Origin of the sequence: Arthrobacter sp. ERGS1:01 (genome assembly GCF_001281315.1) — a bacterium.
Lineage (GTDB): Bacteria > Actinomycetota > Actinomycetes > Actinomycetales > Micrococcaceae > Specibacter.
Window position 1 is genome coordinate 2,883,667 of the sequence record NZ_CP012479.1, and the last position, 20,829, is coordinate 2,904,495.

General features: G+C 67.3%; 22 protein-coding genes. 8 read left to right on the forward strand and 14 right to left on the reverse strand.

Annotated elements, in window-relative coordinates:
• The first annotated feature begins 25 nt into the window (after positions 1-25).
• Positions 26-706, forward strand: a complete 681-nt coding sequence (gene thiE, locus AL755_RS16975) for a thiamine phosphate synthase (protein ID WP_054012005.1) — start codon at positions 26-28, stop codon at positions 704-706.
• Positions 707-754: 48 nt separating this feature from the next.
• Here thiE and AL755_RS16980 read toward each other — a convergent pair whose 3' ends face one another.
• Complete coding sequence (locus AL755_RS16980; RefSeq protein ID WP_054013151.1) at positions 755-1,330, reverse strand: DinB family protein; 576 nt, start codon at positions 1,328-1,330, stop codon at positions 755-757.
• A gap of 8 nt (positions 1,331-1,338) precedes the next feature.
• Positions 1,339-2,040 carry a TetR/AcrR family transcriptional regulator gene (locus AL755_RS16985; RefSeq protein ID WP_054012006.1) on the reverse strand — a complete coding sequence of 234 codons (702 nt, stop codon included), beginning with the start codon at positions 2,038-2,040 and terminating at the stop codon, positions 1,339-1,341.
• Positions 2,041-2,186: 146 nt separating this feature from the next.
• On the opposite strand from AL755_RS16985, the gene AL755_RS16990 reads away from it, so the two are divergent.
• Positions 2,187-3,116: an NAD-dependent epimerase/dehydratase family protein gene (locus tag AL755_RS16990; RefSeq protein ID WP_054012007.1), complete on the forward strand. Its 930-nt coding sequence runs from the start codon at positions 2,187-2,189 to the stop codon at positions 3,114-3,116.
• Between the two features lie 23 nt (positions 3,117-3,139).
• On the opposite strand, the gene AL755_RS16995 is transcribed toward AL755_RS16990, so the two are convergent.
• Positions 3,140-3,646, reverse strand: a complete 507-nt coding sequence (locus AL755_RS16995; RefSeq protein ID WP_054012008.1) for a MarR family winged helix-turn-helix transcriptional regulator — start codon at positions 3,644-3,646, stop codon at positions 3,140-3,142.
• 73 nt (positions 3,647-3,719) lie between these two features.
• Here AL755_RS16995 and AL755_RS17000 point away from each other — a divergent pair, with 73 nt between their 5' ends.
• Positions 3,720-5,147, forward strand: coding sequence for an FUSC family protein (locus AL755_RS17000; protein WP_054012009.1), 1,428 nt, complete (start codon positions 3,720-3,722; stop codon positions 5,145-5,147).
• Positions 5,148-5,217: 70 nt separating this feature from the next.
• Here the strand turns inward: AL755_RS17000 and AL755_RS17005 are convergent, their stop codons facing one another.
• Positions 5,218-6,639: an MFS transporter gene (locus AL755_RS17005; RefSeq protein WP_054012010.1), complete on the reverse strand. Its 1,422-nt coding sequence runs from the start codon at positions 6,637-6,639 to the stop codon at positions 5,218-5,220.
• A gap of 78 nt (positions 6,640-6,717) precedes the next feature.
• Here AL755_RS17005 and AL755_RS17010 point away from each other — a divergent pair, with 78 nt between their 5' ends.
• The gene (locus AL755_RS17010) at positions 6,718-7,317 is read left to right on the forward strand and encodes a helix-turn-helix domain-containing protein (RefSeq protein ID WP_054012011.1); all 600 of its coding nucleotides are present in this window, start codon (positions 6,718-6,720) and stop codon (positions 7,315-7,317) included.
• A 48-nt stretch (positions 7,318-7,365) separates the two neighbouring features.
• On the opposite strand, the gene AL755_RS17015 is transcribed toward AL755_RS17010, so the two are convergent.
• The 4 genes from AL755_RS17015 to AL755_RS17030 all read right to left on the reverse strand — a co-directional run bounded on the left by AL755_RS17015 (position 7,366) and on the right by AL755_RS17030 (position 11,386).
• Complete coding sequence (locus AL755_RS17015; RefSeq protein ID WP_054012012.1) at positions 7,366-8,355, reverse strand: LLM class flavin-dependent oxidoreductase; 990 nt, start codon at positions 8,353-8,355, stop codon at positions 7,366-7,368.
• A gap of 112 nt (positions 8,356-8,467) precedes the next feature.
• Complete coding sequence (locus tag AL755_RS17020) at positions 8,468-9,559, reverse strand: FAD-dependent oxidoreductase (RefSeq protein ID WP_054012013.1); 1,092 nt, start codon at positions 9,557-9,559, stop codon at positions 8,468-8,470.
• Between the two features lie 58 nt (positions 9,560-9,617).
• On the reverse strand, positions 9,618-10,049 hold the full coding sequence (locus AL755_RS17025) for a ribosomal maturation YjgA family protein (protein WP_054012014.1): 432 nt from the start codon (positions 10,047-10,049) through the stop codon (positions 9,618-9,620).
• Between the two features lie 38 nt (positions 10,050-10,087).
• On the reverse strand, positions 10,088-11,386 hold the full coding sequence (locus AL755_RS17030; RefSeq protein ID WP_054012015.1) for a Y-family DNA polymerase: 1,299 nt from the start codon (positions 11,384-11,386) through the stop codon (positions 10,088-10,090).
• 495 nt (positions 11,387-11,881) lie between these two features.
• Here AL755_RS17030 and AL755_RS17035 point away from each other — a divergent pair, with 495 nt between their 5' ends.
• Complete coding sequence (locus AL755_RS17035; protein WP_150117153.1) at positions 11,882-12,169, forward strand: hypothetical protein; 288 nt, start codon at positions 11,882-11,884, stop codon at positions 12,167-12,169.
• An 81-nt stretch (positions 12,170-12,250) separates the two neighbouring features.
• Complete coding sequence (locus AL755_RS17040; RefSeq protein WP_054012017.1) at positions 12,251-13,753, forward strand: SulP family inorganic anion transporter; 1,503 nt, start codon at positions 12,251-12,253, stop codon at positions 13,751-13,753.
• Positions 13,754-13,788: 35 nt separating this feature from the next.
• On the opposite strand, the gene AL755_RS17045 is transcribed toward AL755_RS17040, so the two are convergent.
• Positions 13,789-14,304 (reverse strand): YbaK/EbsC family protein, encoded by a 516-nt coding sequence (locus AL755_RS17045; RefSeq protein WP_054012018.1) that lies wholly within the window; start codon positions 14,302-14,304, stop codon positions 13,789-13,791.
• Positions 14,305-14,356: 52 nt separating this feature from the next.
• On the opposite strand from AL755_RS17045, the gene AL755_RS17050 reads away from it, so the two are divergent.
• Entirely contained in the window at positions 14,357-14,719 is a 363-nt protein-coding gene (locus AL755_RS17050; RefSeq protein ID WP_054012019.1) for an ArsR/SmtB family transcription factor, read from the forward strand.
• A complete protein-coding gene (locus AL755_RS17055; RefSeq protein WP_054012020.1) occupies positions 14,716-15,819 on the forward strand; it encodes a cation diffusion facilitator family transporter in 1,104 nt (367 codons plus the stop codon). The genes AL755_RS17050 and AL755_RS17055 overlap by 4 nt, the downstream gene beginning before the upstream one ends.
• Before the next feature lie 5 nt (positions 15,820-15,824).
• Here AL755_RS17055 and AL755_RS17060 read toward each other — a convergent pair whose 3' ends face one another.
• The 5 genes from AL755_RS17060 to AL755_RS17080 all read right to left on the reverse strand — a co-directional run bounded on the left by AL755_RS17060 (position 15,825) and on the right by AL755_RS17080 (position 20,807).
• Complete coding sequence (locus AL755_RS17060; RefSeq protein WP_054012021.1) at positions 15,825-16,280, reverse strand: SRPBCC family protein; 456 nt, start codon at positions 16,278-16,280, stop codon at positions 15,825-15,827.
• Entirely contained in the window at positions 16,280-16,630 is a 351-nt protein-coding gene (locus AL755_RS17065; RefSeq protein WP_054012022.1) for an ArsR/SmtB family transcription factor, read from the reverse strand. Before AL755_RS17065 ends, AL755_RS17060 begins: the two co-directional genes overlap by 1 nt.
• A gap of 52 nt (positions 16,631-16,682) precedes the next feature.
• A complete protein-coding gene (locus AL755_RS17070; protein ID WP_054012023.1) occupies positions 16,683-18,695 on the reverse strand; it encodes a glycogen debranching N-terminal domain-containing protein in 2,013 nt (670 codons plus the stop codon).
• A 97-nt stretch (positions 18,696-18,792) separates the two neighbouring features.
• Positions 18,793-19,701: a carbohydrate ABC transporter permease gene (locus tag AL755_RS17075; RefSeq protein ID WP_054012024.1), complete on the reverse strand. Its 909-nt coding sequence runs from the start codon at positions 19,699-19,701 to the stop codon at positions 18,793-18,795.
• On the reverse strand, positions 19,698-20,807 hold the full coding sequence (locus AL755_RS17080; RefSeq protein ID WP_082369380.1) for a carbohydrate ABC transporter permease: 1,110 nt from the start codon (positions 20,805-20,807) through the stop codon (positions 19,698-19,700). The genes AL755_RS17075 and AL755_RS17080 overlap by 4 nt, the downstream gene beginning before the upstream one ends.
• Positions 20,808-20,829: the final 22 nt, after the last annotated feature.

Below are 20,829 nucleotides of genomic sequence, written 5' to 3' on the forward strand. Positions count from 1 at the left end.
GCGGTACTGAACTAGTCTATGAGATATGAGCCACCCTTTCGTCACAGATGACGCCCCCATCGCCAAATCCACCCCGTCCGTTGCCGACGCCAGGCTGTATGTGTGCACCGATGCACGCCGGGAACGCGGTGATTTTGCCGATTTCCTGCGGGCCGCCTACGCCGGCGGTGTCGACATCATCCAGCTGCGGGACAAGTCGCTGGAGGCCGCCGAGGAGCTGGAATTGTTGGCCGTGCTACGGTCCGTGGCCGCGGAATTTGGCAAGTTGTGGGCCGTGAACGACCGCGCCGACATCGCCATGCTGTCCGGCGCGCCCGTGTTCCACATCGGCCAGAAGGACCTCCGCCTGCCGGACGCGCGCTCGCTCGTGGGGCCGTCCGTGGGCATCGGGCTGTCCAGCCATGACCCGGCCCAAGCCTCCGCCGCCGACGCCGATCCGCTGGTCGACTACTTCTGCGTGGGGCCGCTGTGGGCCACGCCCACCAAGCCGGGCCGCTCCGCCGTGGGCTTGGGACTCGTGGAGCATGCCGCATCCCTGAACACGACCAAGCCGTGGTTTGCCATTGGCGGGGTTGACCTGGGCAACGTGGACGCCGTGGTGGCCGCCGGCGCGTCCCGCATCGTGGTGGTGCGGGCCGTCACCGACGCCAAAGATCCGACGGCGGCCGCCCAGGAACTGCTCTCCCGCCTGCCCGAACTGGGCTAGTTTTCGGCCCGGGCTGCCTCCCGGGCGGTGCTTGAATTCGGCCCGGGCTTAGGAAGCCGCGCGGGCCGCTGCCTCAAGTTTGGCGCGGTATTCCGCCCATTGCCCGGGCGTCCGGGTAGGGACATTTGGGTCCGCTGCCCCGTTGCCGATGGCGCCGTCGATCATCTCCCGGAGGATGTCGGCGTGGCCGGCATGCCGGGCCGTCTCGACGCACATGTGGACCAGTATCTGGTGGAGCGTCACGTTCCGGCGTTCGGGCGTCCACCAGGGCACCTCCCCCTGCGCGTCAAGGGGCAGGGCTTCGATGGTCGCATCGCTGTGCCGGGCGGAAAACTCATGGAACTCCACGATGTCCGCCCGGCTTTCGCCGGGCGCCGCCCACATGTCGGCATCGGCGGGCGCGTCATCGTCCATCCACGGCATGGCGCGTCCGCTAGGCCGGCCAAAGACGGAGCCAAAGTACTCCAGCTGGACGCTGCTGACGTGCTTGACGAGCCCCAGGAGGTTGGTCCCGGTGGGGGTCATGGGGCGGCGAATGTCGTAGTCGTCCAAGCCGTCCAGTTTTGCCAGCAGGTCTGCACGGCGAACGCGGAGGTACTTGAGGAGGTCGGCCTTTTGATCCATGCGGCCCACTATTCCACAAGCCCGGCGACGCCGGCCATGAGTGCCAGCTGGGATTCAAAAAGCAGGCCGGGATCGCTGAACGTGCCGGATCCGTATTGGCCGAAAACCTCAAAATTCACGGCGCCGAACAGGGCCGTCCAGACCAGCACGCCGCGCGTGAGGGCCGCGTCGCCCAGGGTCACGCCAAGTTCGTCCCGGATGGCTTGGAAATCCGCCGGCGGCCCGCCTGCCGGCTCCCCGCGTGCAGTTTCCGTCGCTAGGACGCCGGCCCGATGGGCGCCCTCGAAGATCCGCACGAGTTGGCCGATCACGCGCGTTCCGGGGCCCGTGGTCCGCTCGGCCGGTGCCTCATAGCCGGGCACGGGAGAGCCAAAAAGCAGTCCGTAGCGCGCGGGCTCGGCCAGCGCCCACGTCCGCACGGCCCGGCCCAGGGCCTGGAACTGGCCGGCGAAATCCTGTGCGGGAGCGGCCTCTACGGCCGCGTCGACGGCGTCGCCCAGGGCGTTGTAGCCGTCCACCACCAGCAGGGTCAGCAGCTCATCGCGGCTGCTGACGTACCTGTACACGGCCGACGACACCACGCCCAGGTCGCGGGCAACGGCCCGCAATGACAACCCAGCGGCGCCATGCAGCGCCAAATGGCTGCGCCCAATCCGGAGGATCTCGGCCATGGTTTGCTCCCTGGCCCGTTCACGCGGTGTCTGACTCATGCCACCAGCATCCCGCGCCACGAGAGCAACGTCAACTTTTGTGAGCAGTGCTCTTGACTTCCATTCTGATCCGCTCCATAGTTAAAGCGAGAGCACCGCTCTCACGAACTGGATTGACCACTCATTGAAAGAAAAGAGTCCACATCATGGATGCCATCAAAGTTGTCACGGGAGCAGGTCCCGTTGGCTGGAATGTCGCAACCCAGCTGGCCCAGGCGGGGCAGCGCGTCCGCGTGCTGACTAGGTCGGGCTCGGGTCCCGACCACGAACTGATCGAACGCCGCCGCGTGGACGTGAGCGAACCCGCTGCTCTAAGCCAGGCGCTCGAAGGCGCCGACGCCGTCTTCCATTGCATCCACGGCTCCAAGTACAGCGCCGAGGCGTGGCGACGCGAGCTTCCCGATGCTGAGCAGACCGTCCTGGCGGCGGCCGGCGGGGCGGGCGCCGTCGTCGTCTTCCCGGAGAGCCTTTACTCCTACACCACCCCGGAAACCGGAATGGTTGAGACCGGCCCCCGCGACGCGCAGGGCGGAAAACGCGGCATCCGGACCGCGCTGCTGGCCGCCCGCCAGGCCTCCGCAACCCCCACGGTGAGTGTGGCGGCGTCGGACTTCTTTGGCCCCCGGGTGCGCACCGCCCACGCCGGGGACCGCATGGTGCCGCTGGTCCTGGCCGGCAAGCGCGTTCAGGTGGTGGGCAGCGCAACGATCCCGCATTCCTTTACGTATGTGCCGGACCTGGCGGCCGCGATGATCCGGGCCACGGAGAAGCCCGAGCTGTGGAATTCGGTGCTGCACGCACCCACCAACGCGCCCCTCACCCAGCGGGAGCTGGCCACCGCGTTCGCAACGGCGGCCGGACTGTCCGCGCCGAAGGTGAGTGCCATCCCGGGCTGGGTCATCAAGGGCCTCGGCATTGCGTTACCGGACATGCGTGAGTTGGCGGAGACCCTGTACCAGTTCCAGGCGCCGTTCATTCTGGATTCGACTGCCAGCGAGCAATTGCTGGGCCTGGCGCCCACTCCCCTGCCCACTGCCGCGGGGCAAACCGTCCAGTGGTGGCGCAGCCAGGGCTAGGCAACCGGGCTCGGCAGTACTGCTTAGCCGGGCACTTCCAGGTTCAGGGCGACCTTGCGCAGCAGTGCGGCCAGGGTGGCTTGTTCGGCGTCGCTCAGCCCGTTGAGCAGTTCCTGGTCCCGTTCCAGGAAACGCGGAAAGGCCCGGTCCACCAGGGCGTTGCCGGCCGGCGTCAACTGCAGCAGCACCACCCGCCCGTCGCGCTCCCAGGGGAGCCGCTCGATGAGTCCGCGCCGTTCCAGCCGGTCCGCGTTCTTGGTGGTGGAGGCGCCGCTGAGCATGGTGGCGGCCGTGACCTCGCTGGCGCGCAGGGGCCTGCCGCCGCGGGCCAGGGTGCACAGCACGTCGAATTCGGTCCGCGTGATTTCTTCCGGGGCCAGGTCGTGTTCCACGCGCTGGGTCACGAGCGCCCCGATGCGGGTAATCCGACCCATGACCTCGATGCTGGAGACGTCGAGCCCTGGACGCGATTGCGCCCATCCCTGCCGGGCCGTGTCGACAAAGTCCCCGGAGGTCGCAAAAGTGTCCATGCCTCCAGTCTAGAGAGCACACTCACATAGTTCACATCTATTTTACTAGTAAAATATATTGTAGTCTTGGAAGATGACCACCACAGCACGCCTCCAGCACTTTGGCACCGCCCTCACGCATCCCGTCTCGCAGTCGGCCTGGCGGAATGCGATGCGGATGCGCCCGGCCGATGCATGGTTCGCCCCCGCCATGAAGGTGGGTGTGGCGGCAACCCTGGTACTCGTGGCCGGGGGCCTGCTGGGCCAACCCCAACTCGCCGGGATCGCCTCGCTCGGCGCGCTGACGTCGGCGTTTGGCCGTTACCAGCCCTATAGCCGGCTGGCCCGCCAACTGGCCGTGGTGGCCGTGGCACTCCTCGCGGCAGCCCTGATCGGCGCCCTCATGGGTGCCTCGGGCACCTCGGTGTGGCTCCAAATTGCCGTGCTCTCGGTCCTGGCCGGGGCCGCCGCCCAGCTGTTCACGGGACTCGGGATCACCGGCCCGGGGCCCGTCATCCTGGTCTTTGCCGCATCCGCCGGCGCGGGATTTGCCCATTCGTTTTCCGCCATACCCCAGGTTGGTGCGGCCGTGGGGATCGGCGCCGTGGTCGGCTGGCTCGTGGCACTGGCACCCGTGCTGGTGGTGCCGCTGGGCCCGGCCCGGCTGGCAACGGCCCGTGCCATTGCCGCCGTCGTGCGGTTGGGCCGGGACGACGGCGGCACCTCGCGCGCCGCCGCAGAGGCCGCCGTGGGCAACGCCCGCACCTCCGTTGCGCTGAGCACCCGGGCCTGGGGCGGCACCTCCGAACGCAACACCCGGCTGCGCCGCCAGGCGGGACAACTGCATGCACTTCTCGAGGATGCCCGGGCCGCGCTGGACCTGGCGGGCACCCCCGGATTCCGGGAGGCAGCGGACCAACTGGCCGAGCACGAGGCGGCGCTGCGCACGGTGCTCGGCGTGCCGGAACTTGACCGGCCCGCCGTCGCAAGCTCCACCTTGGCGGCACCGTCGCTGCGAACCGTGGCCCGCACCGGCCTTGCATCGCGGGCGAACCTGCACCAGGCGTTGCGCATGGCCGCGGCCTCCGCCCTGGCCGGCTGGGCTGCCGCGGCCTTCGGGCTTGGCCACCCGCTGTGGGCCGCCATGGGCGCCGTCGCAACGCTGCAGGGCCTGAACTACAGCATGACGGTCCAGCGCGGCATCCAACGGCTGCTCGGAAACGTGGCCGGCGCACTTCTCGCCGTCGCCCTGCTGTCATTGTCGCTGGGCTTCTGGCCCTCGGTGGCCATGGTGGTGGTTTTCCAGGTCGCGGCGGAGTTGCTGGTGTTGAAGAACTACACGCTGACCACGATTGCCGTGACGCCCATGGCCCTGATCATGACGGGCCTGGGCAGCCACCTCGGGCCGGAGGCCGCCATGACCCGGGTGGTCGACACCCTGGTGGGCGTGGTGATCGGCGTGCTGGTGGCGGCCGTCAGCATTTCCCGCACGGACAAGGCACACCTGAATAGCGCAGCCTGAGCAAACCGTATTCGCGGTTGGGCCGCGGGCCAACGTGGGTGTCACTGTACGGACCGGGGCTCGGCCGATCTCATGATCCGGGAGGGACGGGGGCGCGGCGTCTCGACCAGGACAGCGACACCGCCAGGATTCCCACGATGGCCGCGATCCCGAAGCATGCCGCCATGCCGAGGGTCGCCCCGGATGGACCGCCGGCTCTGTCGACGGCAAGGTTGAAAACCAGGGCCATGACCGCGGTTGCGGTGATGAATCCCAGGTTGCGGGCCAGGGTCAACATGCCTGACACCGCGCCTTGCTGTGCGGCACCCGCCCGGGACATGATGGCCGTGTTGTTGCCGGCCATGAACATCTGGTTTCCCGGAGTCAACACCACAGCGGCCACCAGGAACCCGGCCACTCCCCAGAGCGGAACCAGGATTGCGAAGCCCAGCGCGGCCGCCGTCATGGCCGCCAATCCTGCACCCGCCATGCGCGTGGCACCCCATCGGTCAACCCACCGCCCGGCAGGCACCCCGGTAAGAATGGCGGCAACCGGCCCAACAGCCATGACGAGCCCCATCCGTCCCATGTCCAACCCGAGCCCAAGGGTGAGGTAGAACGGCGGAATGATGGTGAAGGTCATCATGATGAGCGAGCCGCAAAAATTCAGGACCAGCCCGGGGAAGACGCCCAGCTCACGCAGTTTCGCCAAATCCACCAGGGGCGCAACGGCCCGTTTCTCCACCCGCACCCACAGCACGAAGCCCAGGGCCGCCAGACCCAGCAGCCCGGCGGTGCCCAGCCAACCGCCCGGGGTGAAGGTCAACGCCATTGCATAGCCGGCCAACACCGCGGCCAAGAGAGCCAGTCCGGCAATGTCCATCGCCGTGCGTTGAGGTGCCACTGCGACGGCAGCGGGCAGTTTCCGTAACAGCAGCCATGAGGCCACTCCCATCGGAACAAACAAAAAGACCGTGCCGTGCCAGCCCAGCGCACTGGCCGTGAGCACGCCACCCAAGGCCGGCCCCACCGCCATGCCAGTGGCCATCGCTGTGCCGATCATGCCCATGGCCCGCCCCATCTGATCCTTCGCGACGGTTTCACGCACCAACGCCACCGGAAGGGACACCATCGCCGCGACACCGGCGCCCTGGAGCGCACGGGCAGCGACCAGCACCTCCAGGCCGGGCGCGAAACTCGCAAGCAGGGATGCCAGAATGAAGACACCCAGGCCAATCCTGAGCACGCGTGCGCGCCCCAGGATGTCAGCCCACCGGCCAACCGGAACGATCATCACGGTGCTGCTGAGCAAAAAGGCGAGCGTCACCCATTGCACGGACGGCATTGCGACGCCGAATTCGCCGGCCACCGCCGGCAAGAGGACGTTGACCAGGCTGGTTCCCAAGGCGGCAATGACCGCCACGAGGGCCAGCGGAGCCACCTTGACAAAGAGGGATTTCGTGTCAACCTCTGGAGCGGCCGGGTGGTCCCGGGCTGTGTGTTGGTGTTCCATAACTGGGAGGTTAGAAGCCCAAAATCATTGCCGGCAAATGTACTTGCTGACTCGGCAAGACGGCGTAGGCTCAAGGACATGCCGCAACCCGCCCCCGAGGATAATGTTCTCCGCGATGTCGGACCACGCCTGCGCACGCTTCGGCTGGAACGCGGGCTGACCCTGGATGAGCTCTCCGAGCAGACCGGCATATCCCCTTCCACCATCTCCCGGCTGGAGAACGGAAAGCGCAACCCCACCTTGGAGCTGCTCCTGCCGATCAGCCGGACGTACCAGGTACCCCTGGATGACCTGGTGGGCGTTCCGGACACGGAGGACCCACGCATTCGGCTGGAGCCCCGCACCATCAACGGGCGGGAGGCGTGGCCGTTGACGCGCCACTCTGACGGAGTGCAGGCCTGGAAAATCCGGATTCCGTACTCCACGCGCCCGCCCAAACTCCGGACCCATGACGGATACGAGTGGCTCTACGTGCTGAGAGGGCAGGTGCGGCTTATTCTCGGCTCACAGGACTTCATCCTGGATGCCGGCGAAGCTGCCGAATTCGACACCCGCCGGCCGCACTGGTTCGGCAGCGCAACCACCCATCCCGCCGAGATCCTCAGCCTCTTCGGCCGGCAGGGAGAACGCGTCCATCTGCGCGAGGACACCACTTCGCCGGGCGGAACGCCCCACTGATCAACCAACCACCAGTGAAGGAAATCGGACGACAGCCATGCAGCTGCGCTATCCCGCCGGCACCAGTTCCATGGCCCCGGCCAGCAGTTCAAAGCTACGGATCCAGGCGGTGCGGTCGGTGACCTGCGTGGCCACGATGAGCTCGTCGGCGTCGGCCAGCTTGGCAAAGTCCTCCAGGTAGCCGCGCGCCGTGTCCGGCGTGCCGATGGCCGCATAGCGGACCATGTTCAGCACCTGCTGGCCGGCCGGGGACTCGAGCAGCAGATCGGCCTCGGCGTCGGTGAACTTGCGTCCGCCGCCCACCATGGCGGCCACCCGGCGTCGTTTGGCCGTCAGGAACAAGGCGTCGGCCTCCTCCTGCGTGTCGGCGAGGATCGCATTGACTCCGGCGATCACATACGGTTCGGCCAGGGCTGCCGAGGGCTGGAAGTCGCGGCGGTAGATCTTGACGGCGTCTTCGAGGGCCTGCGGGGCAAAGTGCGAGGCGAAGGAGTACGGCAGGCCCAGGGCGGCGGCGAGCCGTGCACCAAAGAGCGAGGATCCCAGGATGTACAGCGGCACGTGGGTGTCCTTGCCGGGGTACGCGTTGACGCCGGGGATGCGGGTTGCGCCGGCAAAGTAGGCCTGCAGTTCCTGCACGTCGGAGGGGAAGGTGTCGGCAGCCATGGGGTCCCGGCGCAGTGCGCGCATGGTGTTTTGGTCGCTGCCCGGGGCGCGGCCCAGGCCCAGGTCAATGCGGCCCGGGTGCAGGGTTTCCAGGGTGCCGAACTGTTCGGCGATCTGCAGCGGCGAGTGGTTGGGCAGCATGATGCCGCCGGCGCCGAGCCGGATCGAGGAGGTGTTGGCGGCCACGTGGGCGATCAGGACGCTCGTGGCCGAGGAGGCGATCGAGGCCATGTTGTGGTGTTCGGCGTACCAAATGCGCTTGTACCCCCAGCCCTCGGCTTTTTGGGCCAATTCGACGGACGCGGCAAAGCTGGCGGCGATGCCGTCGTCGCCAATGTGGGCAAGGTCAAGGATGGAAACAGGAAGCGTCATGGGTGGTGCCTTTCCTAAAAAGGGTCTCCCTAGCGCCAACCCCGCGTGGCCCGCGGATATTTCCGCAACCATGGGCACGAAGTGCACATCACAGCGTGCCCTGCAGGGGACCTCAGACGACGGCGGGGGCGCTGAGCCGCTCGATGGCGGCGAGCGCCGCGGCCCGCCCGGCCCGGCTGGCGCCCAGGGTCGAGGCGGAGGCGCCGTATCCCACCAGCAGCAGTCGCGGTTCGCGCGCCACCTTGACCCCGTCCATGGTGATCCCGCCGCCGGGTTCGCGCAGCTTCAGGGGTGCCAGGTGGTCAAGGGCGGCGCGGAATCCGGTGGCCCACAAGATGGCATCGGCGGCAAACTCGGTGCCGTCGGCAAACACGGCCGCGTGCGGGAGCAGTTGCTGCAATGGCCCGCGGGACACCAGGGTTCCCGCGGCAATCCCGTTTTGGTACTGCTGTGTTAAGGGTATGCCGGTCACGCCCACCACGCTCAGTGGCGGCAGCCCGGCCGAGGTGCGCTCGTTGACCCGGCGCTCCACGTCCCTGCCCCAGTCGGGGTTGAATTCGCGGGTGGTGAATTCCGGTGCCCGGCGCGTGGACCAGGCGGTTTCCACGCCTGCTTCGGCCAGCTGTAGCAGGAACTGCACGGCCGATGTTCCCCCGCCCACCACCAGCACGTGCTTGCCGGCAAAGTCGGCCACGGAGCCGAAGTCGTGCGTGTGGACCTGGGTGCCGGCAAAGAGTTCCTGACCGGGGTAGTGCGGCCAGTGCGGCTTGTCCCAGGTGCCCGTGGCGTTGATGACCAGCCGGGCCAGGTAGACGCCGCGGTCGGTCTCCACAGCCAGCGGCGAGCCGGGCGTACCGGAGGCGGCGCCGTCGTCGTTCCCGGGGGCGGGGCGGACGGCGTTGACCTTGACGGGGCGGTGGACCGGCAGCTCAAAGGCGTCCTCGTAGCTGCCGTAGTAGCGGCCGACGACGGCGCTGGCGGGTTCGGCGGGATCCGCCTGGCCCAGCTTCATGCCGGGAAGGTCGTGGACGGCGTGGGCGGCACCCAGGGTCAGGGACGGCCAGCGGTGGCGCCAGGCCCCGCCGGGACCGTCGTTCGCGTCCAGGACCACGAAGTCGCGTTCCGGCTCAAGTCCGTGCCGGGCCAGGTAGTAGGCGGCCGAGAGCCCCGCCTGCCCGGCACCAATGATCACCACGTCCAGCATGAAAAGCCTCCGTCATCTTGCGTTGTTCCTACCCGTAAAAACGGGCCCTCAACGGCTCCTATTCCGAACGTGAGGCAAGCCACGCACGGCCGCGCCGGGATGCGGCCCTCCGGGACAGTGCCGTGTCCGCGGCGCAGGCGGCCGCGGCGCCAACCGCGTAGGCCACCAGGTCAAGGGCGGAAAAGGTGGTGCCCAGCAAGAGCCGGGACGGCGGGAACGCCTGCCCCAGCTGCGCCGGAATGCCCGTCAGTTGGGCGATTTCAATGACGGCGCTGAAGGCGAAGGCGGCCAGGGCCACGCGGTGCCGCCGGGCGGCCGGGGCCACGAAGCCGAACAGCAGGTACACCAGCACCGTGTACAGGGCATCGGCCACCAGGCTCGCGGCGTCGCCCGCGGCCAGGAAATGTAGAGCCAGGCCAAGAACCGCGACGGCGGCGCCGGCAATGAACAGCGCCAGGCGCCGGGACTTCGATGAGTGTGGGTTGGCCATGGCTTCGAGTCTAGCGAGGCCCGGCACGGGGTCCATCGTCAGGCCCTGACCACGGGCAGTTCGGCCCATTCGGTGGTGTAGCGCGGGGAGGAGTGCTCCCGCTTCATGGACCACGACGGCGGTTCGGCCAGCCCGCCGATCCCGAGTCCTATGGCCAGGGAGCCGAACTTGTTCCGCACCTCCCCCAGCACGTCGCCCACCCCGGGTTGGGAGCCGGCGGTGTCAAAAACGTCCAGGACGTCCTGGCCCGCCGCCGGTTCCAGGCCGGAGAACATGACCCCGGCGCGCAGATAGGACGCCCCGGGGACGGCGCTTTGCCGGATCGCGGCCACGGCGGCGCGGATCAACACGATGGGGTCCTGCGTGGGGGCGGCGAAGCGGAGGGTCACGGCGGGAAAGCTGCCCTCCCCCGCGGCAAAGCGGCTGGTCCCGGCCGTCACGGTCATGGCCGAGGCCCGCAGGCCCTCCTGGTTCAGCCGGGCGGCCCCGCGCTGGGCGTAGACGGCCATGACCGATTCCATGCCCTCCACCGTGGTGACGGGGGTCGAGAAGCTGCGCGAGAACATGATTTGTTGCTTGTCCACGCGTTCCTCGGTGTGCGGGATGCATTCGGTGCCGTTGAGTTCGAGCACCGTGCGTTGGAGCACCACGGAGAACTTCTTGCGGATCATGGCCGGTTCGGCGGCCTTGAGGTCGGCGATGGATTCAATGCCCAGCAGCTTCAACCGCTCCGCCGTGCGCCCGCCCACGCCCCACAGCCCCGACGCTGGCACCCGCGACTGCACGGCATCCACCTGCCCGGCCGGCATGGCGTCGAGGGCGCACACGCCCCCCAGGGCGGGGTTTTGCTTGGCGATCCGGTTGGCGAACTTGGCCAGCGTCTTGGTGCCCGCAACGCCCACGCAGACGGGGACGCCCACGTGCCGGTCCACTGCCGCCCGGATTTGCCTCCCGGATTCCGCGAGGGCACCGGCGTCGCCCATCAGCCCCACGAACGATTCATCGATGGAGTACACCTCCTGCCACGCGCCAAAACGGCCCACGACCTCCATGACCCGGGCGCTCATGTCCCCGTACAGTTCATAGTTGCTGGAGCGGGCCACCAGCCCCCAGGCCTTGGCCTGCGCCTGGACCTGGAACCACGGGGCGCCGGTCTTGACGCCCAGCGCCTTGGCCTCGGCCGAGCGCGCCACGACGCAGCCGTCATTATTGGAAAGCACGACGACGGGCCGGCCTTCCAGCCGCGGGTCGAAAACCCGCTCGCAGGAGACATAGAAGTTGTTCACGTCCACGAGGGCGATGCGCCCGGCGGTAGCCGCTTGGGAGGAACCAGCCATGGGCACCACTCCCCTTCCCCGGACGCGAACAAATGTTCTAACAACCAAGTCTACCGCCTGGCCCGGCGGGCAACCCTGCCGGCCGCCTCCTGGGCGTCCGTACAATGGGAGGGCAGTTCCGGCACTGCATTACGATCAGGACGCCGGGACGAATTTGCCGCCTCGCGCCCACCGACGGAAGCCAACACGACCCCTACTGCACCCTCACCCTCAAGATCCGAACATTTGACGAGTTGGGTGGCGCTTTTGGATACCGTGGGCTCACCGCAAAAGGATCTCTTTTCGGCGGGGGCGGGATCTTGGACGGCAAATGTAGTGATGATCCGGGCAGCGTGAAACTCCGACTCGACGTGAATCTCGGTATCGGTGCTTCACCCTTGGACGAAGTCCATTCGGGGAGAGCAATACTTGGACACAGGCATGGCTACATTTCAATCCATCAAAGGTATTCGGATGACTCATGTATTCAAAGGCGGCTTGGAAAGGCCCAGGAAAATGACACGGATTCTGGGCCCCTGGGTTCTGCTGATCCTGGACGAGTCACATATTGAATTCCGGATGAGATTTCGTTGGCTCGCGCGTTTTGCTGGGCCGTGGCGGGTCGAACGTTCGGCCATCCGCGAGGTCTACCTGGGCCGTTTGAACGACTTGGCGCCCTCGCAGGTGAACTTCCTCGCCGAGGAGAACATGCCCTGGACATTCCTTGCCCAATCGCCCCAGGCCGTCCTTGAAGCCGCGGAAGAGCTTGGCTACCCCGTTCGGCATAACGACCAGATCCGGTAACGGCATGACCTCCGCCGCAACCATCGACGCGGGCGTCCGTACAATGGGAGGGCAGTTCCGGCACTGCATTACGGAGACCCCATGACCAGCGCACACCCGACTTCCCCAACTGTGCCCCGGCTGGACGGCGATAGCGTGCTCAACGTTTTGCGCACCCCGCGGCTCTTCACCCGCGAGGTGCTGGCCGGCGTCGTCACCAGCCTGGCGCTGATCCCCGAGGTCATTTCCTTTTCCGTCATCGCGGGCGTTGACCCCAAGGTCAGCCTGATCGCCTCGGTGGTTTTGGCGTTGACCATGTCCATTTTGGGCGGCCGGCCCGCCATGGTCACGGCGGCTGCCGGCTCGGTGGCCCTGGTGATCGCGCCGCTGGTCAAGGCCCACGGCGTGGAGTACGTGCTGCCCGCGGTGGTGCTGGCCGGGCTGGTGCAGATCGTGTTTGGCCTGGCCGGGCTGTCCAGGCTCATGCGCTTCATTCCTCGGTCGGTCATGATCGGCTTCGTCAACGCCCTGGGCATCCTGATCTTCGTGGCGCAGGTTCCGCACCTGCTCAACGTGCCATGGCTGGTCTACCCGCTGTTCATTGTGACGCTGGCAATCATCCTGATCCTGCCCCGCCTGACCTCGGCCGTGCCGGCGCCGCTCGTGGCGATCGTGGTGGTGACCGCCGTCGTGATGATTGCGCACCTCTCCGTGCCCAACGTGGCCGGCGAGGGGCCCATGACCGGTGGTCTCCCCGGCCTGACCCCGTTCCTGGCGCCCTTCAACCTGGACACCCTGGGCATCATTTGGCCCACGGCGTTGAGCGTTGCGTTCGTTGGGCTCATGGAGACGTTGCTGACCGCCAAGCTGGTCGATGAGCTGACCGACACCCGATCGCACAAGAGCCGGGAATCGTGGGCGCTGGGCGTGTCGAATATCCTGTCCGGCTTCTACGGCGGCATTGCCGGGTGCGCCATGATCGGCCAAACCATCGTCAACGTGAAGATCGGCCGTGCGCGCACCCGGGTGTCCACGTTCGCGGCCGGGCTGGTCCTGCTGCTCCTGGTCACCGGGCTGAGCGGAATCATGGCGCAGATCCCCATGGTGGCGCTGGCCGCCGTCATGATGGTGGTGGCCGTGACCACGGTGGATTGGCGCAGTGTCCGGCCCGCAACCCTTGCGCGCATGCCCGTTCCGGAGACCATTGTCATGGTTGTGACGGTGATCGTGGTGGTGGCCACCGGAAACCTGGCGGTGGGTGTGCTGGTGGGCGCCGTCCTGGCCATGGTGCTCTTTGCCCGGCGGGTGGCGCACGTGGTCACGGTGGAGCGCGCCGTGGCCCCGGATGGCGCATCCGTCGACTACCTGGTGCGCGGGCCGCTGTTCTTTGGCAGCAGCAACGACCTGGTGGCGCAGTTCAGCTATGCCGAGGACCCCGCCGAGGTGCGCGTGGACCTCACGCATGCGCAGATCTGGGACGCCTCCACGGTTGCGGCCCTGGATTCGATTGAAGGCAAATACGCCAGGCACGGCGCCGAACTGTCCATCACGGGGCTCGATGATCGCAGCACCGTGTTCCGGGACCGGCTCAGCGGGCACCTCTAGCGGCACGCCGGCCGGACCGACGGCGCCGGGCTGCGTCAGTCCTTCGGGTTGGCCAGGCCCTCGACGATTGCGGCGCCGGGCAGTTTGGCGAGTTCGCGCGGGTCAAGGCGCACCTTGCTGGTCCGGTTTCCGCCGCCCATGACCACGTATGTTTGTTCCATGACGGCGCTGTCAATGTAGATGGGCAAGTCCCGCACGCCGATCGCGGTGACGCCGCCAATTTCCATGCCGGTAAGCGCCGTCGTCGTGTCCGCGTCGGCAAAGGAGGCACGCTTGACGCCGAGCAGCTCCTTGACCTTCTTGTTGACGTCGAGCCGGGTGGTGCCGAGCACCACGCAGATCGCATAGTGCGGCGGGTCGACCTTTTTGGAGGTGACCACGATCGTGTTGGCCGACTGCTCCAGGGACACGCCGAAGTGCGCGCAGAACTCCGCGGTGTCCGCCAGCTCGGCCGGGCACGCCATGACCTCGTGGACAATTCCATGGGTGGCCACGGCGCTTTGCACCGACGCCAACAACGCTGAACCGTTCAAAGTCTCTTCGCTCTGCATGAGCCAAGACTAGGCGATGGACCGCTCCGCACTTTAATGTAAGAATATGCGTATGAACGCAGATAAGAGTATTTGTTCGCTCGACGCCGACAGCCAATACGTGGAATTGGCGGTGGAGGTGTTCGCCATGCTGGCCGACGCCACCCGGGTGCGCATCATCCTCGCCCTGAGGGACGGCGAAATGGCAGTCGGGGCGCTGGCCGAGACGGTCGGAAAATCACCCGCCGCGGTCTCGCAGCATCTTGCGAAAATGCGTTTGGCCCGCATGGTCTCCACCCGCCAGGACGGCACGAAGGTCATGTACCGGCTGGAAAACGAACACGCCCGCCAACTGGTGGCCGACGCCATCTACCAGGCCGAGCACGCGCTCGGCGGGATGCCCGCACACCACCGCAACCCCCGGGAAACCGCATGAGCACGCCCCAGCCGGTGGCCCATGACCACACGCACGACGACGGCCACTCCCATGACCATGACCACGACCATGACCACGATCACGACCACGACCACGACCACGACCACGACGGACATTCCCACAAGCACCACACGGGTTTGAAGGGCTGGCTGTTCGAGCTGTTCGTGCCGCACACCCACGACGCGGCCGATTCCATCGATGACGCCCTGGAGTCCAGCGTCCAGGGCGTCCGCGCCCTGAAGATCAGCCTGTTCATCCTGCTGGGCACCACCATCTTGCAGTTCCTCGTGGTGCTCATCAGCGGTTCGGTGGCCCTGCTGGCGGACACCATCCACAACTTCTCCGACGCCCTGACGGCCGTACCGTTGTGGATTGCGTTCATCCTGGGCCGCCGCGCCGCGACCCGCCGCTACACCTACGGGTTCGGGCGGGCCGAGGACCTTGCAGGGCTGTTCATCGTCGCCGTCGTCGCCCTGTCCGCCGTCGTCGCGGCCTGGCAGTCCATCGACAGGCTTATCCAGCCGCAACCCCTGCACAACCTGTGGTGGGTGCTCGCGGCCGGGCTGATCGGCTTTGCCGGCAACGAGGCCGTGGCCGTCTACCGGATTCGGGTGGGCCGGCAGATTGGTTCGGCCGCGTTGGTGGCCGACGGCGTGCACGCACGGATCGACGGATTCACCTCCCTCGCCGTCGTGGTTGGCGCCGGCGGCGTCATGCTGGGCTTCCCGCTGGCGGATCCGATCGTCGGGCTGTTGATCTCGGCCGCCATCATCGTGCTGTTGTGGGGCACCGTGCGCAGCATTGGCCGCCGGCTCATGGACGGCATCGAACCCGAACTCGTGGACCGGGCGGAAACGGCCCTGGCCGGGACGCCGGGCGTCATTGCGGTGAGCACCCTCCAGCTGCGTTGGGTGGGCCACCGCCTGCAGGGCGCCGCCACCCTCGTTGTCGCGGATGCCGCGTTATCCGAGGTGGAGCAGACCCTGCACGCCGCCGAGCACCGGCTGGGCCATGCCCTGCCGAAGCTCGACGACGTCATGCTCCGGGCGGTTGCCGCCCCGGTACATCCGGACCACGGGATCCATACCGCCACGCACTGACCCGCTCAGGGAATCGCCGGCACGGCCAGTTCCTCGCCGAGTGAATCGAGCCAGTCGCCGGTGCCCCGTTCCCGCCATTCGGGCAGCTCATGGCCGTCGAGGAAGGCATCCTGTTCGGTGAGCGTCAGCGTGGTGCCGTCACCATTGGCCACGAGTTCGATGGTGGTCATGGACACGGTGGTCACGTCGCCGTCGGCGGTCATGGTGGAGCTGAAGACGATGCGTTCGTCCTCGACGATGCTTCGGTAGAACGATTCGAACTCCATCCGGACGCCGTCGTGGTCGCCATGGTTGACCTCGCGGCCACCCACCCGGAAATCGAGTTCATGCCCCGAGTCCGGGCCGGCAAACCAGCGCATTTTGGCAACCGGATCGGACCAGGCGGCAAAGACCCGGGCGGGCGGCACGGGGTAGTTCCGCTCCAGCGTAAAGGTTGCGTGCACTACGGAATGGTCGGTCATCACATTTTCCTTTCTGGCAGCGGAACGCTCTGCTCCGCAAGATAGTCACCCAAATGATCGAGCCGGCTTTCCCACACCGTGCGCCGCTCCGCGAGCCAGGACTCGGCCATGCGCAGCGTGTCCGGCTCGATCTGGCAGGTGCGCACCCGCCCGGTTTTGACGGAGCGGATCAGCCCGCACTCCTCGAGCAGGGACAAGTGCCGCATCACTGCGGGCAGGGACATCTCCAGCGGCCGGGCCAGGTCGTTGACCGTGGCGGGGCCGGCGATGAGGCGCTCGACGATGCTTCGCCGGGTGGGATCGGCCAGTGCTTGGAACACCTGGCCGATAAGGCTTTCCTGGGTGGTCACAAAGGTTAACGATCCGCCTAACCATCCAAAAAGTAAAGGAAAATGTTAAGTATTAACCCGCGCGGACCGTACCGACCGCCACTCCCCCAATGCGGATTCCCGAGACGCTCAGGGACCCCAGGGCGCTGACGGGCGAGGTTTCCACGGTGCCCGTGTTGCGGTCGGGGCGCATGTCCAGGGCCGAGGCCACCACGGCAATGGCCGACGCCGCCGACCACGCCTGGGGACGGCAGGCCGCCGGGTACGGGGCCGGCGTCCGGGCATCGGCGGCCGAATCACCCGAGTGGAGCTCGGGCATGCGGTAGTCGAACGCTTCGGCTGCCGCCAGCAGGCCGCGGCTGAGGTTGGCCGCCTCCGCCGGGAATCCGGCCCGCGTGAGGCCCTGGATGGCGATCGCGGTGTCATGGGTCCAGACCGAGCCGCCGTGGTAACTCAGCGGCCAGTAGCCGGCCGAGTCCGTGGACATGGTGCGCAGTCCGAAGCCGGAGTTCAGTTCCGGCGACACCAGCCGGGCCGCGACCAGCGCCTCCTCTTCGACATTGAGCAGGCCGGTGCCCAACAGGTGGCCGATGTTGCTCGTCACGGTGTCCACGGGACGCTTGTGCGCGTCGAGGGCAATCGCGGGGTACGCGCCGTCGGCATCGGCGATCCAGAACTGCTCGCGGAAGCGCGTTGCCAGCCCGGCGGCCCAGTGACGCCACTCATCGCCGCCGGCCAGCCCAAAGTGGTCCATGAGTTCCGCCGCGCCGCTCGCCGCCTCGAAGGCGTAGGCCTGGACCTCGCACAGGGCGATGGGCCCCTCGGCCAGGCTGCCGTCACGCCACTGCACGGAGTCGCCCGAATCCTTCCAGCCCTGGTTGGCCAGCCCGTGCCCGGTGAGGTCGGCGTATTCAAGGAAGCCGTCACCGTCGCTGTCCCCGTCGGTCCGGATCCAATCGAGGGCCGCCAGCATGTGCGGCAGCAGTTCGCGGACCTCGTCGTCGGGCAGGCCCCAGCGCCAGGCGTCCACGAGCAGGGTGACCCACAGTGCCGTGGCGTCGACGGTGCCGTAGTACAGGGGCGGCAGGGTCACGCCCTCACCCGGGATGGTCAATTCCTTGGGCCGAAGTTCGTGCATGATCTTGCCGGGCTGTTCGGCCGTGTCATTGTCGGTCCCGGTGCCCTGCAGCCCGGCCAGGACGCGCAGGGTGGAGCCGGCAAGGTCGGTGCCGAGCGGCAGGAGCATGCGGGCTGAGATCAGCGAATCGCGGCCAAACAGGGTGAAGAACCAGGGTGCGCCGGCGGCCAGGAAGGCCTCCGCCGGGCGGGCCGTGGTGCACATGCGCAATGCACCAAGGTCTTCCAGGGCGCGTTCCACCCAGCGGCTGATGCGCGAGTCCCCGGATTCGACGCCGGCCCCCTGCCATTCGGGGAAATCGGCGGCACCGGCCACCACGGCCGCGGTGTCGGCCAGGTCCGCGGCCCAGTGGACCGTGGCCTGGGACTTGGCCGGCACCTCCACGGCCCAGGACAGCGTGATGGTGCCCGTCGCGGGGTCGACGGCGATGTCGGCACCGTCAGCGGCAAGGTCGGCTGTCACCGTGCCGTGGGCCAGGGCAAGCGTTCCGGCCCCGCCCGGGTTTGCCGTCATGGACTGCGCGTTGCCGCCGGCACCGAGTCCGGACTTGACCACCTGCATGTCGCCAAAGTCCGCGGACAGGCGCAGTTCCACCATGGTGGACAAGGGCTCCTTGAGCGTCGAGCGGATCGTGACGGACTCGGCCACGCGGCCCGCACTGACCTGGCGCAGGGTTTCCACCTGCACGCGCGGGTCCGCGGCGGCGTCGTCCACATTGCGTGCCAGCGCCACGAACACCACGTCCGACGCCGATACGGACGCCGTGGAAATGTGCTCCGGGACGGCCCCGCCCACCCGCAGGCTGCGGGTGGAAAACACGCGACTGTCCGAATGGTAGATCCCGTGGATTCCGCCGATCATCTGCCCGTCGCGGCCGGACCAGGTCTGGGTCGGTGCAGCAAGGGCCACGGTTGCGTCGTGCAGGAGTGGCTGCAGGGGGTGGGACATAAGGCTGTTGCTCCTAGGAGTTTGGTGCGCGGGGTTTGGTGCGCAAATCTTGGTGAACGGGGTGGTGAAGGTACGGGGTGGCGAAGGTGCGGTGCCGCTATTCCTTCACGGATCCGTCGCTGGAGTTCATGATGCGTTTTTGGAACACGAAGAACACCACGGCGACGGGAATGGTCATGAGGGCCGCCGCGGCAAGTTTGAGCGGGTACTGGGTGCCCTGGCTGAGCTGGCCGGACGCCAGCGAGGCCACACCCTTGGTCAGCACGGTCAGGCCTGGCGACTGGGTGGAAATGATGAAGTGCGAGAGTTCGTTCCAGGAGCCCTGGAACGACAGGATCACGATCGTGATCAATGCCGGCCGTGCCATGGGCAGCACAATGGACCAGAAGATCCGGAATGTGCCGGCACCGTCCACGCGGGCCTGTTCCTCCACGCTGGCGGGAATGGACTCGAAGAAGTTCTTCATGATGAATACGCCTGCGGCATCCACCAGCAGCGGCACGATCATGCCGGCGTAGCTGTCGTAGATGCCCAGCTGGTTGATGACCAGGAACTTCGGGATCAAAAGCACGACACCGGGTACGGCCATGACGGCGATCAGCGCCGCGAACACCAGGTTCCGCCCACGGAATTCGAGTCGGGCCAGGGCGTAACCGGCCAACGAGTTCAGGAACACCCGTCCCGCCGTCACGAACACGGTCACGATGACCGAGTTCGTGAACCAGGTGGGGAAGTCCGAGTTCAGGAACAACTTGGCGTAGGCCGCCGTCGACCACGTCTGGGGAATCAGCGACAACGGGTCGGTGGCGGCGTCGGCGTCGGTCTTGAACGAGGTGGCGATGCTGATCAGGAACGGGCCGATGTAGATGACGGCGATGACCACCAGGACCGCGTACAGCAGGGAGCTTGTGGAGAGGCGGAACCGGCTCCGGGACGGTTTCCCGGCGGGCAGGGACCCTGCGGGCGGGCCGGACCGGCGTTCGGCTACGACTGGGGTGGCGCTCATTTGCCGGCTCCTTGGGACGGGGCACCGTAGATGCGGCGGTGGCGCCGTGAGACGGGCCGTTCGCGGAGCACCAGGCGCTGGAGGAGGGTGAAGAAGACGATGATGACAAACAGGACGAATGCGATGGCGGCGCCGCGTCCCCATTCCTGGCTTTCAAAGGCCGAGGTGTAGGAAAGGTAGGCGGGGGTCAGGGTGGTCTTGCCGGGCCCGCCCTGGGTGCCCGTGTAGATCTGGTCGAAGACCTGCCAGGTGCCGATCAGGCCAAGGGTCACCACGGTGAAGATGGTGGGCCGCAGCTGGGGCAGCGTGACGTAACAAAAGCGTTGCCAGCCGTTGGCGCCGTCGATCAGGGCAGCCTCCTGGACCTCGCCGCTGAGGTTTTGCAGCGCGGCGATGAACAGGAGCATGAACGTGCCGCTCGTGGTGAAGACGGCCATGATGATGAATGCGCTCATGGCCACCGACGGCCCGGCCAGCCAGTCCCACAGGGGCAGGCCCAGGACCGTATTGTCGGTCAGGAAGGCCGGGCCCTGGGTGATCCCAAAGGCGCCCAGTATGTTGTGGACGACGCCCGACGGGTCCTGGAACCAGCTGGGCCCGTGGATTCCCAGGAACCCGAGCACCTTGTTGACGGCACCCGTGGCACCGAACAGGAACAGCCACAGCACGGTGATGGCGACGGAGCTGGTCACGGACGGAAAGTAGAACGCGGTGCGGAAGAAGCCCCGGCCCTTGAGCACCTGGCGGTTGACCAGCACGGCCAGGACGATGGCGACGATGGTTTGGATGGGCACCACCAGCACCACGTACCAGGCGTTGTTGCGCAGGGACGTGCCGAAGTCGCGTTCGGCCAGTCCCCCGCCGCCCAGGAGGTCCTGGTAGTTCTTCATCCCCACGAAGGCCACGTTGGCGGAGAAGGGGCTGCCGCGGCCCGTCCAGTCCGAGAAGCTCACCCAGAGGGCCATGCCGACGGGGACCACCAGGAACAGCCCGAGGATCACGAGCATGGGTGCCGTGAACAGCCAGCCGGCGATGGTGTCCCGCGGGCGGTGCTTCTTCTTCGGCACGGGGGCCGCGGTGGGCGGCGCCGTGGTTACTGCTGTCATAAGGGTTCCTCAGTTCAACAAG

Bases quoted from the DNA above. Each gene is read 5' to 3' on its own strand.
- thiE (WP_054012005.1), top strand. From the start codon at position 26: ATGAGCCACCCTTTCGTCACAGATGACGCCCCCATCGCCAAATCCACC.
- AL755_RS16980 (WP_054013151.1), bottom strand. From the start codon at position 1,330: ATGGATCAAAAGGCCGACCTCCTCAAGTACCTCCGCGTTCGCCGTGCA.
- AL755_RS16985 (WP_054012006.1), bottom strand. From the start codon at position 2,040: ATGAGTCAGACACCGCGTGAACGGGCCAGGGAGCAAACCATGGCCGAG.
- AL755_RS16990 (WP_054012007.1), top strand. From the start codon at position 2,187: ATGGATGCCATCAAAGTTGTCACGGGAGCAGGTCCCGTTGGCTGGAAT.
- AL755_RS16995 (WP_054012008.1), bottom strand. From the start codon at position 3,646: ATGGACACTTTTGCGACCTCCGGGGACTTTGTCGACACGGCCCGGCAG.
- AL755_RS17000 (WP_054012009.1), top strand. From the start codon at position 3,720: ATGACCACCACAGCACGCCTCCAGCACTTTGGCACCGCCCTCACGCAT.
- AL755_RS17005 (WP_054012010.1), bottom strand. From the start codon at position 6,639: ATGGAACACCAACACACAGCCCGGGACCACCCGGCCGCTCCAGAGGTT.
- AL755_RS17010 (WP_054012011.1), top strand. From the start codon at position 6,718: ATGCCGCAACCCGCCCCCGAGGATAATGTTCTCCGCGATGTCGGACCA.
- AL755_RS17015 (WP_054012012.1), bottom strand. From the start codon at position 8,355: ATGACGCTTCCTGTTTCCATCCTTGACCTTGCCCACATTGGCGACGAC.
- AL755_RS17020 (WP_054012013.1), bottom strand. From the start codon at position 9,559: ATGCTGGACGTGGTGATCATTGGTGCCGGGCAGGCGGGGCTCTCGGCC.
- AL755_RS17025 (WP_054012014.1), bottom strand. From the start codon at position 10,049: ATGGCCAACCCACACTCATCGAAGTCCCGGCGCCTGGCGCTGTTCATT.
- AL755_RS17030 (WP_054012015.1), bottom strand. From the start codon at position 11,386: ATGGCTGGTTCCTCCCAAGCGGCTACCGCCGGGCGCATCGCCCTCGTG.
- AL755_RS17035 (WP_150117153.1), top strand. From the start codon at position 11,882: ATGACACGGATTCTGGGCCCCTGGGTTCTGCTGATCCTGGACGAGTCA.
- AL755_RS17040 (WP_054012017.1), top strand. From the start codon at position 12,251: ATGACCAGCGCACACCCGACTTCCCCAACTGTGCCCCGGCTGGACGGC.
- AL755_RS17045 (WP_054012018.1), bottom strand. From the start codon at position 14,304: ATGCAGAGCGAAGAGACTTTGAACGGTTCAGCGTTGTTGGCGTCGGTG.
- AL755_RS17050 (WP_054012019.1), top strand. From the start codon at position 14,357: ATGAACGCAGATAAGAGTATTTGTTCGCTCGACGCCGACAGCCAATAC.
- AL755_RS17055 (WP_054012020.1), top strand. From the start codon at position 14,716: ATGAGCACGCCCCAGCCGGTGGCCCATGACCACACGCACGACGACGGC.
- AL755_RS17060 (WP_054012021.1), bottom strand. From the start codon at position 16,280: ATGACCGACCATTCCGTAGTGCACGCAACCTTTACGCTGGAGCGGAAC.
- AL755_RS17070 (WP_054012023.1), bottom strand. From the start codon at position 18,695: ATGTCCCACCCCCTGCAGCCACTCCTGCACGACGCAACCGTGGCCCTT.
- AL755_RS17075 (WP_054012024.1), bottom strand. From the start codon at position 19,701: ATGAGCGCCACCCCAGTCGTAGCCGAACGCCGGTCCGGCCCGCCCGCA.
- AL755_RS17080 (WP_082369380.1), bottom strand. From the start codon at position 20,807: ATGACAGCAGTAACCACGGCGCCGCCCACCGCGGCCCCCGTGCCGAAG.